Genomic DNA, 798 nt, shown 5'->3' on the forward strand with positions numbered 1-798 from the left:
CTGCGCGAGCGACACGTCACGCTTGTGCTTCGCTTCGTAGTACAGGATCACATGCAAGTGAAAGCCAGTCTTCTCGCCTTGCTCGATCGTCCAGACGTAGTTCTTGATGCCTGACATCAGTTTGTTGTACCGGCGTGCTTTGAAGAACTTCTCGCGGTGCTTCTGGATCTCGTCAAGCGTTATCCACCGTCGATACTGCTTCTTGTAGTTCAAAGTCAGTATCAGGATCACCCAGCGAGACCGGCCCTTTGCCTTGGAGAACATCTCGTCGTCCATCGCGAGCACGTTCTCAGCATTGCGTTCCGCGTTCTTCCTACGAAGACGCTCACGCTCGGTAAACTCTCGCGTCCTGACACGTGCGGAGACCTTCTCAATCAACGTATTAAACCAGTCTGCGTAGCGCACGCCATGGCAGTCATCGAACTCTTCAGGCTTACCGAATGCAAACGACTGCCTGCCGATGAAACCTTGGTCACGACAGACATCGTAGAAGACCGTGACTCGCTCCGAGTAGCCAGGAATATCGGAATAACGTGCAAGCCACGTGTTCACCTTACTGTAATACTCCTTTGCAAGGTACAGCACGCGAAGTTTCCTTGTCTTGGCATAGTCAGTGACTTCGTCCATGAAGCCGCCTAGCCAGCCTTTTTCGATCGCCATAACGAACTTCTCTATGTCGAACAGATGCTTGTATCCGTGATGAAGGATCGCCTTCAGTTTGCCGTCGATCTCCGCCTCTTCAATGTTGATCCGATCGTCCAGGTGATCGAACACCTCCCGCGTATGCAGGATATCGTC

1 protein-coding gene is annotated in these 798 nt (G+C 52.4%); it reads right to left on the reverse strand.

The annotated features are described in order from the left end of the window. A partial coding sequence (locus FQ755_RS37100; protein ID WP_186308397.1) for a hypothetical protein occupies window positions 1-798 on the reverse strand: 798 nt, incomplete at both ends.

This window comes from Paraburkholderia sp. BCC1885, from assembly GCF_900996235.1.
Classification (GTDB): domain Bacteria; phylum Pseudomonadota; class Gammaproteobacteria; order Burkholderiales; family Burkholderiaceae; genus Paraburkholderia.